Raw genomic sequence first — 17,551 nt, forward strand, 5'->3', positions numbered from 1 at the left:
TTACAGATACATATAACCCGACATAAGAATAAAATCTTATGCCGGGCACTGTAATGCTGTACTTATAATTCACGAACGCAGATTAACTCTCTTTATCCGCCAACATAAACCAGGTTTCCAGCACGGCATCCGGGTTAAGGGAAACACTGTCGATTCCCTCTTCCATCAGCCACTTGGCCAGATCTGGGTGATCCGATGGACCTTGCCCACAGATGCCAACATATTTCCCAGCTTTTCGGCAGGCGCTGATCGCCATATGCAGTAAGGCTTTCACCGCTGGATTACGCTCATCAAACAAGTGAGCAACAATCCCAGAGTCACGATCCAGCCCCAAGGTTAACTGAGTCAGGTCATTAGAACCGATGGAGAAACCGTCAAAGTAATCCAGGAACTGATCCGCCAGAATCGCATTGGCTGGCAGCTCACACATCATGATCACCCGCAGATCGTTCTCACCACGTTTCAAACCATTTTCAGCCAGCAGATCAATCACCTCGCGGGCTTCACCCAGGGTGCGAACAAAGGGCACCATGATCTCAACATTGGTCAACCCCATCTCATCACGCACTTTTTTTAGCGCCCGGCACTCAAGCTCGAAACAGCTGCGGAATGATTCAGAGATATAGCGGGATGCGCCACGGAAACCCAGCATCGGATTTTCTTCGGCAGGTTCATACAGCTTACCGCCAATCAGATTGCCGTATTCATTAGACTTGAAGTCCGACAGACGCACGATAACTTTCTTAGGATAGAAAGCGGCGGCCAGCGTGGAAATACCTTCAACCAACTTATCAACGTAGAAGTCCACCGGTGAAGCATAACCCGCAATACGCTTGGAGATACTGCGCTGCAGCTCAGGGGATAGGGTGTCAAAGTCCATCAGGGCTTTCGGGTGCACGCCAATCATACGGTTGATAATAAACTCAAGGCGTGCCAAACCTATCCCCTCATTCGGCAGAGAGGCAAAGCTGAACGCTCGATCCGGGTTGCCGACATTCATCATGATTTTGAACGGAATATCCGGCATGGAATCAACATTGTTGGTCATCCGCTCGAAGTCCAGCTCACCTTCATAGATAAACCCGGTGTCACCCTCAGCACAGGATACCGTTACCGACTGTCCCTCTTTAAGTTGCTCAGTGGCATCACCACAACCAACAACAGCAGGGATCCCCAGTTCACGGGCGATGATCGCCGCATGACAGGTACGGCCACCACGATTCGTTACAATCGCAGATGCACGCTTCATGACAGGCTCCCAGTCCGGGTCTGTCATATCGGTTACCAAAATATCGCCGGGCTGAACTTTGTCCATCTCATCCGGGCTCATAATAATGCGAACTGCACCGGAACCGATCCGCTGACCGATGGAACGGCCTTCCACCAGAACTTCACCACGCTCTTTCAGCAGGTAGCGTTCCATCACATTCGCATCGGAGCGACTCTTAACGGTTTCAGGCCGAGCCTGAACAATATACAGCTGACCATCATCACCATCTTTTGCCCACTCGATATCCATTGGGCGGCCATAGTGCTGCTCAATAATCATCGCCTGACGGGCCAGCGCCATCACCTCTTCATCATTGATACAAAATTGGCGACGCTCTTCCGGACTGACCTCAACGGTTTCAACCGACTTTCCGGTTTCTGCCGCTTCGCCATACACCATTTTGATCATTTTGCTGCCAAGATTACGGCGTAAAACGGCAAAACGGCCAGCCTCCAGTGTCGGCTTGTGGACATAGAATTCATCGGGATTAACGGCACCCTGAACCACGGTTTCACCTAAACCGTATGAGGCGGTAATAAAGGCTGCATCGCGGAAACCGGACTCTGTATCCAGTGTAAACATTACACCACTGGCACCCGTTTCACTGCGTACCATTTTCTGGATACCGGCAGACAGTGCTACCAATGAGTGATCAAACCCCTGATGCACCCGGTAAGAGATGGCACGGTCATTAAACAAGGAGGCAAAGACTTCTTTCACAGCGGTCTTAATATGCTCAAGCCCCTGAATATTCAGGAAGGTTTCCTGCTGACCGGCAAAGGATGCATCCGGTAAATCTTCAGCCGTTGCAGAAGAGCGCACAGCAACCTTCAGATTTTCATTGCCGTTTTGCAGTTTGGAATAAGCGTCTTCCAGGGATGCCTCAAGAGCTGGCGGGAAAGGTGTCTCTATAATCCAGCTGCGGATCTCAGCACCGGTTTTGGTAAGGGCATTAACATCATCAACATCCAGCTTATCCAGCTCGGCATTGATGCGGTTAGCCAGGCCTTCATAGTTCAGAAATTCACGATACGCCTGTGCCGTCGTAGCAAAGCCACCCGGTACTGACACACCGGCACCAGCCAGATTACTGATCATCTCACCCAGAGATGCGTTTTTACCACCTACATGCTCAACATCATTCATGCCAAGCTGATCAAACCACGCGATGTATGCGTCCAACTTAAATCTCCCCCTGAGCTTGCTTTTCAGATGAATTCTTCGACAATGGAACGATAGTTTTCCAATGATACCATGAAGTTGCAGGCGAATAATTATGAAACGCACCGCCTTTTTTGTTTCCGACGGCACCGGGATTACCGTTGAGGCCCTAGGCCGAAGTCTGTTAGCCCAATTTGAACACACAGAATTTACCTATGTGATTAAGCCCTTTATTGACTCCACAGACAAAGCCGCCCGCTTAGTGGAGTTTATCAATAATGTCCATAAAGAAGAGGGCATCCGCCCTGTGGTCGTTGATACCATAGTTAATGATGATGTCCGGTCTGTACTGGAAACCGCTGAAGCCTTCACACTGGATATTTTTTCAACGTTTCTTGCACCTTTGGAGCAGGAGCTGGGTTCAGCATCCTCCTACAGTGTAGGCAAGTCTCACTCTATACGCGAAGATGACAAAGTGTATAAGGACCGCATCGATTCAGTGCATTTTGCCATTGATAACGATGATGGCGGTCGTACGCGACACTACGATAAAGCCGATATTATTCTTTTAGGCCCATCCCGCTGCGGCAAAACACCAACCTGCCTGTATATGGCGCTGCAGTTTGGTATCCGGGCGGCAAATTACCCTCTCACCGATGATGATTTTGAATACGGCGAGCTACCCAAAGCGGTACGTCACTACAAACACAAGCTGTTTGGCCTCACCATTGACCCGGTTCGTCTGGCGAATATCCGCAATGAGCGTAAGCCAGACAGCCGCTATGCATCACTGCGCCAGTGTGAGATGGAGGTAGATGAAGCAGAACTGCTCTATCAGCGCTTTGGTATCCCCTACATCAATTCCACCCACTTCTCCGTGGAAGAGATCTCCACACGTATGATGGATGAAGCCGGAATCGAACGCCGTGCCGCACCTAAATAAGTGCTTCGGCTGGCAGAAGTATCACTCAATATATCGGTCAGGCCCGATAAAGGGCCATTTTTGACGTGACTTTTTCCAGATACTCACGGGTTTCGTTATAGGGAAGATTATGCCTCAGGTGCTGATACACCTGTTCTGACTGTAGACCATTGATACTGGCGGCAGCCTGATTCACGTTGGTCGAACCGCCAAAACTTCTGGCCAGATTGCCAGCTCCGGTATTGTACGCGGCTATAGTGCAATACAGTCGACTGGCAGGATCCGCAATCTGCTTAAGATACCGAAAATAAAGCAGATGCAAGTAAGCAGAACCCGACTGAATATTAATAGCTGGCTGATACAACTCAGCGGCGGTCATCATGCGCTGCTTGCCTGTCAGGTACTCGGTGGTATCCAGGCCTGCGCTTTTCGGCACAATCTGCATCAGACCAAACGCCGGAATATGGCTTCGGGCCATGGGATTAAAGTAGCTCTCTGCATGCATTACCGCCATCACCAAAGCTGCCGACACTCTCTGCTCGGCGGCATACTTTTCTGCAAGAGGCTGATAACGTTTAGCTTTACTGGCTGTTGTTCCTTCCGGCAGCTGAATAACAACCTTAGCAACCGGCTGCCGGTCTTCAACCATACTTTTCCCAGAGGGCTGAAGAATTTCCTCAACCTGCTGACCTTCATAAAGATCACCCAGTAAAGGCTCAGAAACCAGACTATCTGCATTCTGGTTAACCTGCTCCTGGTCCACCAACTGCAAAATCACATCATCCCGGTAAGCCTTACGACTATCCATCTGCAATAACTGAGTTAGTTCTTCTTTAATCTTTTTACCCGCCGCTGCGGGTGTCAGAGCCTGAGCTTCAAGCGTAATGGTACCAGCCCGGTAATCAATTTCAGACCGCACACTAAGATCCTTGGAATAGTGTACAAAGCGGTTCTGATGCGTCAGTTTTGCCTGCTGCCAACGCTGAAGCACCCTTTGCTGGAAAACCTGTTGAGCTGCCCTGAACCGAGCCTGATAATCATCAAAAGCGGCGGCCTGCTGTTTTTTGTATGACTCAAATGTTAGTGCGTAAGCGGTGGGAGCCGCCAGAAAACCACCCACCCCGACCGACAGACAACCCTGAATAAATCGACGACGTAACATCATCCCCCCTTATCGCGCTCTAATAAATCATTGCCCATTGAATACCCGGCAAGAAAAAGCCCGCAAAATGCGGGCCCCAGCGTTAATACCTAAAAATACAGCAAAGCTGATTAACGGTATTGACAGAGATAAGCAGTCTGCTCCTCAACCTTAACATCAAAACTGTTATTCGCCGCAACCTCAAAACGCTCACCAGAAGCATATGTAATCCACTCGTCACTACCCGGCAGCTTAACCGTCAAAGCTCCGGAAACAACTGTCATGGTCTCATGCTGTCCTGTACTAAAGGTATAATCACCGACATCCATCACACCCACCGTCAATTGCCCCTGCTGGTTCACCAGAGCGATAGACTTAACCTGATCATCAAAATACGAATTTACATCTAACATAGCATCTCTCAAATAAAAGGCTGCAACCTGACACCAGGTATCAGAGGACATCGGCCCGGTGCTGCCTGTGTCGTTTTATTAATTTGTCGTTTTATTAAGTAATCGTACCCGGAAGCTAGTATTTGTCCGGGACAAAATTGATAGAGTCCAGAGGAGGGCGAACATAACCGGTATCAGCCTGACGCTCAGGAAGCTCAATGGGCTCTGGCGTTAAATCTTCATATTCAACCAGGCTCAACAAATGACTGATAACATTCAGGCGGGCTCGTTTTTTAACTTCACCATCGACCACATACCAGGGAGCCTCAGGAATATCCGTATGAACGAACATCGCATCTTTCGCTTTTGAATATTCAACCCAGCGTGTACGGGATTGCAGATCCATGGGGCTGAGCTTCCAACGCTTATGGGGACGGTTAATGCGATCTTTAAAGCGCCGCTCCTGTTCATCGTCGGAAACAGAAAACCAATATTTAATCAAAGTAATCCCTGAACGAACCAGCATGCGCTCAAACTCAGGACAGGAGCGCAGAAACTCCTGATACTCCTCATCAGAGCAAAAACCCATAACTCGCTCAACACCAGCACGGTTGTACCAGCTTCTGTCAAACAGCACAATCTCACCGGCACTGGGCAAATGCTCAACATAGCGCTGGAAATACCACTGTGTTTTTTCACGTTCTGTCGGGGCCGGAAGTGCTGCAACCCGACAAACGCGAGGGTTTAGCGCTTCAGTAATACGCTTAATACTACCACCCTTCCCTGCTGCATCACGGCCTTCAAAAATAACCACCACCTTCATTCCGGTGTGCCGAACCCATTCCTGTAACTTAACCAGTTCAATCTGCAATCGTTCCAGCTCTTTCTCGTAGAACTTTTTATCCAGTTTTTTAGTGTTACCGACCTTTTCTTCTGCCATGACTCCCTCCTGATTTGGCTAAAACGCATCTAAACTACTACTTAGGCTCTTTCCTTACTATCTATCACAGATTCTGAAATCTCAATGCTGGTGATCACTTTGTTGCACTGATCCATATTTTATTGATCCAGTTCAGGATATTGACCGGATTGCCCTGCGAACAGTCCACCAGGACACAACAGCCATTAAAGCATTAGCCACAACAGCCCCGCCGAAAATCCCTAACAAACCAAAAATCCAGGCACCTGATGCACAGATAGGAATATAAAATATAAAAAGTCTTAAAATACTGAGTCGAAGCGCTATCATCGGCCGGTGCAGAGCATTCATAGTTGAGTTGGCTAAAATAATTACCCCCTGAAGCCCAAGCCCCATCGGTACCAGCCAGATAAACCAATGCAAATTCCGGGCTAGATCACTTTCTGATTCAGCAAACGCTGACACCAGAGGATCTTGTATTATCAGGAGAGCACCCCAAACCATGCCTTGCCAGATCAGCGCAAAGACAAAGCAACCCATCACTCCCCGGTAAACTCGCTCTATTTTTTCAGCCCCTAAATTCTGGCTAACAAAAGGTGGTAGTGTCATTGATAAAGCGAAAACGACAATCAGGGATATCGCCTCAATACGACTACCGACCCCAAAACTGGCAACAGCATCATTTCCATACTGAGCGACAATCCGGGTAAGGATAGCCGTACTGACAGGTGTCAGAATGCTGGAAACAATTGCAGGCAAAGCAATTTTCCCAATCACAGACCAACTTTCAATAACCTGAGCGGGTGATGGTCGTTCAAAACTGAGCAACTGCTTTCGCACCTGCGGTAACAGAAAGATACATACCGTCAGAACCATCCATGAGATCAACGTTGCCAGAGCAGCGCCCTTAACACCCATAGCCGGTACCGGCCCCCAACCAAAAATAAGCAAAGGGTCCAGTATGCCGTTAAGCAGTGCCGAGCCAATCATAACCAGACCCGGAATCAAGGTGTTTCCTGATGCTCTCAGTGCACTGCTGATCGCCCGGGGTAAAACCACAAATAAAGTGCCCAGATACCAGATATGCATATAATCCCTGATATAGGGCATCAGATCAGGCGTCACACCCAGGAGTAAAAAAAGAGGCTCAAGCGTCAGCCAGCCGATAATGGTCAGCAACAGCGATAAAATGATCGCTAAAAGTGCAGCATCAGTCGTACGACGCTTAACCAGTTCAAGGGAGTTAGCCCCCAGAAGCCGGCCAACCACAGCAGAAGTACCTATCCCCAAACCAATGGACAAAGAAATCAGAGTAAAAGTGACGGGGAAAGTAAAGGTAACAGCCGCCAATGCATCCGTCCCCAGCATACCGATAAAATAGGCATCAACCAGATTAAACAGCATTAACGAAACGATCCCGCCCATGACAGGGAAGGTCATTCTGAAAAGCAGAGGCGCTATAGGATCACTAACAAGACTTGGTTTAACGCTCACGGTTTTGAAAGCCTTGTTGAGTCGAAGGGTTTTGCTCCAGAAGCTGGGGAGAATCGGTATGCTCTACCTCAAATTCAGCTCTGACAACCTGATTCCGACCATTGGCTTTGGCGCTATATAAAGCACGATCAGCATGGCGAATCAGCTCAGATACATCAAGAGTTTGGGTAGCATTCACAGTGGCGACGCCCATGCTAACCGTAACGTAAGGTGAAACCTTAGAAGCCGCATGAGCAATGCGGTGCTGCTCAATCATTTTACGGCACTGCTCAGCCAGAATAACTGCATTCTCATTAGTATCCGGCAGAAGAATCGCAAACTCTTCGCCGCCATAACGGGCCACCAGATCCATAGGCCGCGACATCATATCTCTTAATGTTTGCGCTACGATATGGATACACTCGTCACCCTCAAGGTGGCCATAGTAGTCGTTATAGAGTTTGAAACAGTCGATATCGACCATAATAAGTGTCAAAGGTGTTTTATTGCGTAAAGACCGTTTCCACTCTTTATCCAACACCTCATCAAAATAACGCCGATTCGCCACTGCCGTCAGAGCATCTGTACGGGATATTTCCTCAAGCTCCTGATTCGATGTCAGCAGTTGATGGGTTTCGTGTCGAATTTTAGCATTCCTTCTGGCGATGCGTACGAAGCTAAAACAGATCAGCCCCGTCAGGCTCATGCCCAGTACAAAAACCAGATGAGGCAACCAGGTCGCTTTATTATTGAAATAATAGAAGGTCGGTAAAGCTTCCATAAACCATTGGCGATTACCATTAACATGCATAGGGACTAGGGTCGACCGACTCTTATCAATTTCGAGCCTGGTTCGATTGACATGGTGGTGCAACAGCATAGGCTCTTGTACACCAGTTTGATCCCAGAGTTTCATATCGATCCCTGCGACACGGATCTGACTCAGAGCTTTAGCAAAAGATTCTCTTAAATCAATAACCGTCACGATATATCCGGCCACTTTCCCCGGATAACCACGCAGAGGAATCGACAAGGCAACCTTCATCATCGATGAGTGGTAATCACCTTGCTTAAGCAAAGAGTCTTTGAGTGCGATACGGCCCGGTGAAAGTGTCAGCCCTCCGCTCAGTTTTGACTGCGTTAAAAGGCTGTTAACGGGATAGTTATCCGTCAAATCAATTCCCAACGGTATTTTTTGGGAAAGCTCGCCCTGAAAATACACAACAGGACGATGCACGCCTGAAGCCTTATCGGATCGCACAACCCGGCCGTCAGGCAGCTGTCTTAGTATTTTGAATGAGGTGAGGCTATTGGTCGTTGCGATATCGCGTTCGAAAACACCCCGCAACCCCGCGCTGATTTCAGGTACCCAATAAATAGCCACAATATCTTTATGCCGGGCACGGGTGTTACTGGCAACAAACTCAAAGTCTTCAAGACGAGGAATTGCCTGACCAATAAAGAGTGTTCGCAGGGTATAAAGTGTTTCAAGGGATGTGTTCAACTCTCGGCTAAAAACCGCACTCCGATCAGAAACATCTTTAACAAATCGGTTCCGCAGCTGATCCTGCTCAGAAAAGTGCAGTAGCCAAGCGGCAGCCAACGAGAGCATCAGACCTAAAGTCAAAACTAATAGAGCCCAGTTACGGGTAACAGTATCTTTCATTTAACGACCAGTGACAGATGTCAATCACCCGAAGGATCGGGGCTCGATCAAAAAGCGTGAATTATCACAAATCCACGCTATAAAAAGAATCTCTATTTTGTTTTTGTATCCAAAAAAGCCGAATTAAATTCTCAAAACAGCTGACTTATTCAAATCTATTGACCGCTAAAGCTTGGTGCCCGCTTCTCTAGCATAGCCGCGACAGCTTCACTATGGTCAGACGTATGATGTGCCAGTGACTGCATCGATGCCGACAACTCCAGTAAAGTTTCAAGAGACACCTTCTGTCCCTCTTTCAGCAGTTTCTTCGTCATACGTAATGATCTCGGCGGGTTAACAGCAATTCGGGCGGCCAGTGCTTCTGCTGCCGGAATTAGCGCCTCGGGCTCAGTTACCTCAGAGACCATCCCCCAGCTCAGGGCCGTTTCTGCATCAACAGCCTCTCCAGTAAACGCCATTTCACAGGCACGGGACATACCGATGGCACGAGGAAGGAACCAGGCGCCACCATCACCCGGAATAATGCCAATTTTGGCAAAGCTCTCTGCAAACTTTGCCTTAGTTGAAGCGATACGCATATCGCACATCATTGCCAGATCACAACCGGCACCGATGGCAGGGCCATTTACCGCAGCGATTAACGGCACCTCTAAATTATGCATCGCCAGTGGAATGCGCTGAATCCCACGGCGATACCCTTCTCGCAATTCCACAGGACTGCCACCGAACATACCTTGTTTCTCGTGCATATCCTTAACATTACCACCAGAGGAAAAAGCTTTACCGGCCCCGGTCAGAATCACCACAGAAACGCTGTCATCACGATTAATTTTAAGCGCTGCCTGCTCAAAAGCATCAATCATTTCATCGGATGAGATAGCATTTCTCGTTGCATCCTGGTTCATGGTCAGAGTAACAATCGCACCCACTTGGGTGTACAGCAAGGCTTCACTCATAAACAACACTCCTCAAATAGCAAAACAGCCATAGTGCCAACAAAAAAAGCCTGTACAAAGGGTACAGGCTTACAGGCACATTAGTTGTTGTGCAATACGAAAAACAATGGGACTTAGTTAAAATTCTTTTTCATAAATTTCTGAATCTCGCCGACAATACCACTACGGAACAAGAGCACACAGATCACAAAAATCAGACCCAGAATAACCGGCACCCAAGATGCCAGAGGGCCTTGAGACAGATAGTTCTGCAGCGTTACAACTGTCGCAGCACCTACAATAGGGCCAAAAATGGTACCCACACCACCCAGCAAAGTCATCAGAATCACTTCACCAGACATATGCCAGTGCGCGTCAGTCAAAGAGGCCAACTGGAAAACCAGACTCTTCGTAGAGCCCGCCAGACCAGCCAGAGCAGCTGAGATCACAAAAGCAACCAATTTGAATTTGTCGACATCATAGCCCAAGGAAACAGCACGGGGCTCATTCTCACGAATCGCTTTCAGGATCTGACCAAAAGGAGAGTGAATTGTCCGATAGATCACGGCAAAACCAATCACAAAGACCGCCAGTACAAAGTAGTACATAGGCAGATTGCCTTCCAGGCTAAACAGGCCAAATAAATGACCCCGCGGAATACCCTGCAAGCCGTTTTCGCCACCGGTAAAAGGAGCCTGAACGTAAAGGAAAAAGACCAGCTGCGACAAAGCCAGCGTAATCATCGCAAAGTAAATCCCCTGACGACGGATCGCTAGTTTACCAAAGATAAAGCCCATTCCTGCAGAACAAAGCGTACCGACCAGAACACCTAACTCCGGCGTTAGCCCCCACTGCATAATGGTATGACCGGTAATATAACCCCCGGTTGCCAGGAAGGCCGCATGGCCAAACGAAAGTAATCCCCCGTAACCCAGCATCAGATTGAAGGCGCAGGCAAAAAGTGCAAAGCACAGCAGCTTCATCAGGAAAACCGGGTAAATAGCAAAGGGCGCTACCAGACCCACCAGCAGAAGAATCAGAAAAGCAATTTTAGTTTTATTCATGGTTTTGTTCACCGTGCTGTTCAGTACCTGAGTCGTCATAATTTATGCCTCCTTACCAAACAGTCCCGCCGGACGAATAAGCAGTACAATGATCATGACCAGGAAAATCACAGTCGTTGATGCTTCCGGATAGAAAACCTTAGTCAGACCTTCAATTAACCCCATCAAAAGGCCTGTCACAATGGCACCAAAGATAGAGCCCATGCCGCCAATCACTACCACAGCAAATACGACGATCAGAAGATTTGAACCCATAACCGGACTGACCGAGTAAATAGGCGCAGCCAGCACACCGGCAAAAGCAGCCAGAGCTACACCGTAGCCATAAGTCAGTGTAATCAGCAGTGGCACATTGATACCAAAGGCCTGCAGTAGTTGAGGGTTCTCAGTACCAGCCCGCAGATATGCACCCAGTTTAGTACGTTCGATCATGTACCAGGTGCCAAAACAGATAATCAGGGATGCGACAATAATCCAGGCACGGTACGTTGGCAGGAACATAAAGCCCAGATTGTTACCACCCTGCAAAAGTTCCGGTGCTGAGAACGGCTGGCCGGATACTCCGAAGAAATGAATAAATGAACCTTCAATAATCAATGCAAGGCCAAAGGTGAGCAGTAAACCGTACAGATGATCCTCTTTGTAGAGGCGGCGCAACATGGTTTTTTCAATCGCAATACCGATAGCAGCAACCACCAGAGGCGCGAGAATCAGTGAGACCCAATAGTTAACACCCAGAAACTTAAGACCCAACCACGCGACAAATGCACCCAGCATATACTGTGCGCCATGTGCGAAGTTAATGATATTTAACAAACCGAAAATAATAGCCAGACCCAGGCTCAGCAGCGCATAAAACGACCCGTTAATCAGACCGATCAGTAACTGTCCAAATAAAACCTGTGGCGGAAAACCCAGTAACTCTGCCATAACAAAACCCTTTAACGCTCTTGAAAAGGCGCCACCTTAAAACACAGGTGTCGTTATTCTTATTGTTCAATAAAACCGGAAAACAGATAACCCGGTGAAGCTTTTAATACCCAAACAGATGAACGTTTGAGCATACCGGGCTGAAGCAGCCCGGCATCCGGATGTCAGACAGAATTAACGGCCGGCAACCAGTTTGCATTTAGATTCTGACAGTGGACGGAAAGCCTTGTCAGCAGGGATAGTCCGGAGAATTTTATACAGATCCCATTCACCAGTAGACTCAGAAGGTTTTTTAACTTCAGCCAGATACATATCATGAATCATGCGGCCATCTTCACGAATGCGACCATTCTGAGCGAAGAAGTCATTGATCGGAGTTTCACGCATCTGAGCCATCACATCGCTGGCCTTATCGCTATTATTAGCTTTGACCGCATCAAGATAATGCGTTACAGATGAGTAAATACCCGCCTGAACCATCGTCGGCATCTTACCGGTACGGTCAAAGTAGCGTTTAGACCATGCACGAGTTTCTGCAGTACGATCCCAGTAATAACCTGTGGTCAACTGAAGGCCCTGAGTCGTTTCCAAACCCAGACTGTGGACATCATTCAGGAAGATCAGCAAACCAGCAATTTTCTGGCCGGCCTGAACCATGCCGAACTCTTTGGCTGTTTTCAGAGAGTTCGTTGTATCTGCCCCAGCGTTTGCCAGACCAACAATTTTGGCCCCGGAAGCCTGTGCCTGAAGAATAAAGGAAGAGAAATCATTAGTAGCCAGAGGGTGACGAACACCACCAACAATCTTACCACCACTTTCTTTAACCACCTCTGTCACATCAGCTTCCATCGCATGACCAAATGCATAGTCAGCCGTCAGGAAGAACCAGCTATCACCGCCTTCTTTTACAACCGCTTCACCCGTACCATGAGCCAGGGCATAAGTGTCATAGACATAGTGGACAGAGTTCGGAGTACAGAACTGATTGGTAATGGAAGATGATGCAGAACCGGATACTAGGGATACCTTATCTTTCGATTCTACAACTTTGTTCACTGCGATGGTTACAGCAGATGACACCATACCAGCAACCATATCGACATTATTGACATCGATCCACTGGCGAACTTTGTTAGCGCCAATATCAGGTTTATTCTGATCATCGGCACTGACGATAGTAATCTTTTTACCGTTTACTTTACCGCCAAAATCCTCAATCGCCATTTTCGCCGCTTCCAGACCACCTGGGCCAGCAAGCGCCGAATAGGTACCGGACATATCTGCCAGGTAACCGATACGGACTTCGTTATCGGAGATATCTGCATGGGCTGCTGTAGAAGCTGCCATTGCCGATACAATTGCGCTGCACATCAGTTTTTTCAGCATTTTCATAGTCCACTCCATCGCTTTCGCGTTGTTATTTTTGTTGTGGTTTTAGGGTCGGTTATTGCGTTTTTTACTGCAAAACCTGGTTAGGCACTTGTTATTCTTATTTGCCAGCTGTCCGGTATTGATACCCGGATCAGTTGTTAAACACCCAAATAGGTGTTCAGCAAATCCATTTTCTCTTCTAATTCGTTACTGGCAATCTCTTCAACGATGGAGCCATGCTCCATCAGATAGTGACGATCCGCCAGGGGTGCTGCAAAACGGAAGTTTTGCTCAACCAATACGATCGTTAAACCCTTGTCTTTCAGTTTAAGCAGCACTTCACCCAAGGTCTGAACAATAACGGGTGCCAGACCTTCAGTTATTTCATCCAATAACAATAAATTAGCACCGGTACGCAGAATACGAGCCATGGCCAACATCTGCTGTTCACCACCAGACAGGCGCGTTCCCTGACTCATACGGCGCTCGTAGAGATTAGGGAACATCTCATAGATATCATCCAGAGACATTCCGCCACTACGTACCGTCGGTGGCAGCATCAGATTCTCTTCAACGTTAAGGCTGGCAAAAATACCGCGCTCCTCAGGGCAGAAACCAACCCCTAAGTGAGGGATCTGATGCGCTGGCATACCAACGGTTTCATTACCGTTGACCATAATCGACCCCGTACGCTTACCGACCATATTCATAATCGATTTCAGCGTGGTGGAGCGCCCTGAGCCATTACGCCCAAGCAAGGTCACCAATTCTCCGCGATTCACCTTCATATCGATGCCGTGAAGAATATGAGACTCACCATAAAAGGCGTGCAGATCAGCAATACGCAGCTGCTCAATATCTTTTTTCGTATCTGAACTCATGCGGCTTCACTCCCCATGTAGGCTTCACGCACCTGAGGGTTTCGGGAAACTTCGTCATAAGGGCCCTCTGTCAGCACAGCACCGCGCTGCAAAACAGTAATACGATCAGACAGACTTGATACAACATGCAGATTGTGTTCAACCATCAGGATGGTACGACCAACAGATACTTTCTTGATCAAAGCCATGACACGCTCAACATCTTCATGGCCCATCCCCTGCGTTGGTTCATCCAGCAACATAAGCTCAGGCTCCAGTGCCAGAGTCGTTGCCAGCTCCAGGGCACGTTTACGCCCATAAGGCATCTCAACCGTAATGGTGTCAGCCCATTGTGCCAGATCAACCTCCTCAAGCAGCGCCATGGCGCGATCATTCAGCACATCCAGAGAACGTTCAGACTTCCAGAAATGAAATGACGTGCCTAATTTACGCTGAAGCGCGATACGGACATTATCCAACACAGACAGATGGGGAAATACTGCAGAGATCTGAAAGGAGCGAACCATACCCATTTTAGCGATATCTGTTGGGGACTGATGGGTAATGTCCGTACCATTAAAAAGAATCTTGCCACGGGTTGGCGTCAGAAACTTCGTCAAAAGGTTAAAGCAGGTGGTCTTACCTGCACCATTAGGTCCGATCAGAGCATGAATATGACCGCGTTGCACCTGAAGATTAACATCATCAACAGCGGTAAAACCTTTAAACTCTTTGATCAAGCCCTGGGTTTCCAGTACAAAATCTTGGCTCATTCCAAAGTCCTCGTAGCCGAAATGTGACAAATCTATTGCTGTATAACAGCAGTATCAGACACACTCCGTAAATTGTATTGTTCTTGTTTTATGCTGACCTGAACGCTTACCGACACTTTTATTTTTGTTGGCTGGGATTTTTCATTCCCACCTGTCGGCCAGATCAACTGAAGGCCTAATAAGTAACCTTTACGTAAACGTAACATATAGGGTTTGAAAAGCCCGTACAATCCCTTTTTTAAACTATTAGACCAATGATTGAGACTGTTTGAAAAACGTGACTATTCACGGCTATTCGTCGCGAAAAACAGACTAGACAGTCACCTGAAAAACACTGAATACACCCTTTAAAAACAGGTAGTTATAAAAACAGGTGCCGATAGATAAGAATCACAGGCACTTTCATACTCAGAAAGCGCCTGCAGTCTGTTGACGTTTGAAAAGGCCGCTACACAGCCTCTGGCGCCAGCCCCTCTGTTACCATTTTCTCGGTAATTTCAGGCAGAATCGATTCATCATCAATGGTAGAAGGCATCGCATAAGACTCTCCATTGGCAATCTTGCGCAGAACCGCACGCAAAATCTTACCGGAACGGGTCTTAGGCAGACGGTCTACCACAAGCGCACGCTGGAAGCAGGCGATGGCACCGATCTGCTCACGAATCATCGCCACTAGCTCTTTCTCCAGCTCTTCCTCGGTGATATCAACACCATCTTTCAGCAGGATAAGTCCCACGGGAACCTGACCCTTCAGAGACTCCTGAACACCGATCACAGCACACTCTGCTACAGCAGGATGTTTGGCAACCAACTCCTCCATTTCACCGGTCGAAAGACGGTGACCAGAGACATTAATGACATCATCGGTACGACCCATAATATAAACAAAGCCGTTCTCATCAATATAACCGCCATCACCGGTATGATAATAGCCAGGATAGTCAGCCAGATAAGAGCTTAGGTAGCGATCATGGTCATTCCAGAGTGTTTGCGCGCAACCTGGAGGAAGTGGCAACTTAATCGCAATACCGCCGTTTTCATTGGCACCCAGCTGATGCCCCATAGGGTCAAGCACCTGAACATCATAGCCCGCGACAGGCTTATTGGTTGAACCAACACGGATATCAGTGGAACCTAACGCCGTTGCCGGTGCAGTAACCGGCCAGCCGGTTTCCGTCTGCCACCAGTGGTCGTAAATCGGTTTTTGCGAGATTTCGTGTAACCAGTGATAGGTCGGAGAATCCAGCTTTTCACCCGCAACAAAAATATGCTTAAGAGAAGACACATCATACTGACGGAACAGCTTACCGTCCGGATCTTCTTTTCGGATCGCACGAAACGCGGTCGGCGCGGCAAACATGCCGTTCACCTTGTACTCTTCCACAACCCGCCAGAAAGTACCGGCATCGGGTGTACGAACCGGCTTACCTTCGAAAAAGACAGTCGTACAGCCGCCCATAAGCGGGCCATACATAATAAAGGAGTGACCCACTACCCAGCCGACATCAGAGCAGCCCATCCAGACATCACCAGCCTGCATATTGTAGATATTGCGCAGTGCATAATAGAGCGCGACTGCGTGGCCACCGTTGTCACGAACAATGCCCTTTGGTTTACCTGTGGTGCCCGACGTGTACATGATATAGAGCGGATCACTACTCTTCATCGGCGTGCAACCTACCGGTGAGGACTGTTCAAACAGCTCATACCAGTCCAGATCACGACCCGCCTGCATTTCGGCCTTCGCCTGAGGGCGCTGCAACACCACAACCCGCTCCGGCTTATGCTCCGCCTGATCCATAGCGGCATCAACCAGAGGCTTATACTCAATCACTTTTGTGAATTCGATACCGCAGGATGCGGTCAGAACGACTTTTGGCTTAGCATCATTGATACGGATTGCCAGCTCATGGGGTGCAAAACCTCCAAACACCACAGAGTGCACGGCACCGATGCGGGCACAAGCCAGCATCGCAATACCGGCCTCAGGCACCATGGGCATATAGATGATGACGCCATCGCCTTTACCCACACCCAGACTGGTCAGGGCACCAGCAAACTGAGCCACCTGATCTCTGAGTTCATTATAGGTAAATTGCTTTTTGGAATTTGTTGCAGGAGAGTCATAAATAAGCGCGGTTTGCTCACCCCGCCCCTGCTCAATCTGATAATCAAGCGCCAGATAGCTGCTGTTCAGCTCACCATCGGCAAACCAACGGTGGGTTCCGTCGTCGAGGGATTGCAAAATATTTTCCGGTTTTTTGAACCAGGCGATATTATCGGCCTGTTCTTTCCAGAAAGATTCGGGTTCTTTCAGCGAACGCTGATATTCACTTGCATAACTCATATCGGCCATCCATTTGTTATTGTTTTGCTACGGGTCTTAAGCCCCTAGAAAACTTAATTGCGGCAAACATGACTGAAAATTTGAATCACAGTATCCGATGCTCAAAGTCTCTTAAAACCTCAGATTCTGGATCTGTTCTCAGTACTTATTGTTTTTATTACTGAATCTTCTCTTATTACTGAATCGGTTTTCGATAACGTCCGAATAAAGCCGCTACCCCTGAATCAGAGAGATAATTGGCCCAAACGCCAGCTCGGGCCTCCTGACAAAGGTATCAGGCATAAACACAATACAAAAGCCCCACCCTCCGCAGTATTCATCAGATAA

The 17,551-nt window shown here is 48.2% G+C and carries 14 protein-coding genes; 1 reads left to right on the forward strand and 13 read right to left on the reverse strand.

Going from position 1 to position 17,551, the window contains the following annotated elements; all coding sequences use genetic code 11:
• Nucleotides 1-82: 82 nt before the first annotated feature.
• Nucleotides 83-2,452, reverse strand: coding sequence for a phosphoenolpyruvate synthase (gene ppsA, locus ACN0R8_RS01495; protein ID WP_417594364.1), 2,370 nt, complete (start codon nt 2,450-2,452; stop codon nt 83-85).
• Nucleotides 2,453-2,546: 94 nt separating this feature from the next.
• Here ppsA and ACN0R8_RS01500 point away from each other — a divergent pair, with 94 nt between their 5' ends.
• Nucleotides 2,547-3,374, forward strand: coding sequence for a pyruvate, water dikinase regulatory protein (locus ACN0R8_RS01500; RefSeq protein ID WP_417594366.1), 828 nt, complete (start codon nt 2,547-2,549; stop codon nt 3,372-3,374).
• 37 nt (nt 3,375-3,411) lie between these two features.
• Here ACN0R8_RS01500 and ACN0R8_RS01505 read toward each other — a convergent pair whose 3' ends face one another.
• The 12 genes from ACN0R8_RS01505 to ACN0R8_RS01560 all read right to left on the reverse strand — a co-directional run bounded on the left by ACN0R8_RS01505 (nt 3,412) and on the right by ACN0R8_RS01560 (nt 17,224).
• On the reverse strand, nt 3,412-4,515 hold the full coding sequence (locus tag ACN0R8_RS01505; protein ID WP_417594368.1) for a transglycosylase SLT domain-containing protein: 1,104 nt from the start codon (nt 4,513-4,515) through the stop codon (nt 3,412-3,414).
• Between the two features lie 110 nt (nt 4,516-4,625).
• The gene (locus tag ACN0R8_RS01510) at nt 4,626-4,907 is read right to left on the reverse strand and encodes a pyrimidine/purine nucleoside phosphorylase (RefSeq protein WP_417594370.1); all 282 of its coding nucleotides are present in this window, start codon (nt 4,905-4,907) and stop codon (nt 4,626-4,628) included.
• 115 nt (nt 4,908-5,022) lie between these two features.
• Nucleotides 5,023-5,826: a polyphosphate kinase 2 gene (gene ppk2 / locus ACN0R8_RS01515; RefSeq protein ID WP_417594372.1), complete on the reverse strand. Its 804-nt coding sequence runs from the start codon at nt 5,824-5,826 to the stop codon at nt 5,023-5,025.
• A gap of 132 nt (nt 5,827-5,958) precedes the next feature.
• Entirely contained in the window at nt 5,959-7,299 is a 1,341-nt protein-coding gene (locus tag ACN0R8_RS01520; RefSeq protein WP_417594374.1) for an MATE family efflux transporter, read from the reverse strand.
• Nucleotides 7,289-8,944: a diguanylate cyclase domain-containing protein gene (locus tag ACN0R8_RS01525; protein ID WP_417594376.1), complete on the reverse strand. Its 1,656-nt coding sequence runs from the start codon at nt 8,942-8,944 to the stop codon at nt 7,289-7,291. Before ACN0R8_RS01525 ends, ACN0R8_RS01520 begins: the two co-directional genes overlap by 11 nt.
• Before the next feature lie 155 nt (nt 8,945-9,099).
• Nucleotides 9,100-9,900 carry a crotonase/enoyl-CoA hydratase family protein gene (locus ACN0R8_RS01530; protein ID WP_417594378.1) on the reverse strand — a complete coding sequence of 267 codons (801 nt, stop codon included), beginning with the start codon at nt 9,898-9,900 and terminating at the stop codon, nt 9,100-9,102.
• Between the two features lie 113 nt (nt 9,901-10,013).
• Nucleotides 10,014-10,982, reverse strand: coding sequence for a branched-chain amino acid ABC transporter permease (locus ACN0R8_RS01535; RefSeq protein WP_417594380.1), 969 nt, complete (start codon nt 10,980-10,982; stop codon nt 10,014-10,016).
• Nucleotides 10,983-10,985: 3 nt separating this feature from the next.
• Complete coding sequence (locus ACN0R8_RS01540; protein WP_417594382.1) at nt 10,986-11,873, reverse strand: branched-chain amino acid ABC transporter permease; 888 nt, start codon at nt 11,871-11,873, stop codon at nt 10,986-10,988.
• Between the two features lie 174 nt (nt 11,874-12,047).
• The gene (locus ACN0R8_RS01545; protein ID WP_417594384.1) at nt 12,048-13,265 is read right to left on the reverse strand and encodes an ABC transporter substrate-binding protein; all 1,218 of its coding nucleotides are present in this window, start codon (nt 13,263-13,265) and stop codon (nt 12,048-12,050) included.
• 137 nt (nt 13,266-13,402) lie between these two features.
• On the reverse strand, nt 13,403-14,125 hold the full coding sequence (locus ACN0R8_RS01550) for an ABC transporter ATP-binding protein (RefSeq protein ID WP_417594386.1): 723 nt from the start codon (nt 14,123-14,125) through the stop codon (nt 13,403-13,405).
• Nucleotides 14,122-14,877, reverse strand: coding sequence for an ABC transporter ATP-binding protein (locus ACN0R8_RS01555; protein ID WP_417594388.1), 756 nt, complete (start codon nt 14,875-14,877; stop codon nt 14,122-14,124). Before ACN0R8_RS01555 ends, ACN0R8_RS01550 begins: the two co-directional genes overlap by 4 nt.
• Before the next feature lie 448 nt (nt 14,878-15,325).
• Nucleotides 15,326-17,224, reverse strand: a complete 1,899-nt coding sequence (locus tag ACN0R8_RS01560) for a propionyl-CoA synthetase (RefSeq protein ID WP_417594390.1) — start codon at nt 17,222-17,224, stop codon at nt 15,326-15,328.
• Nucleotides 17,225-17,551 lie beyond the last annotated feature (327 nt).

Source organism: Oceanospirillum sp. (assembly GCF_048265165.1).
Classification (GTDB): domain Bacteria; phylum Pseudomonadota; class Gammaproteobacteria; order Pseudomonadales; family Halomonadaceae; genus Oceanospirillum.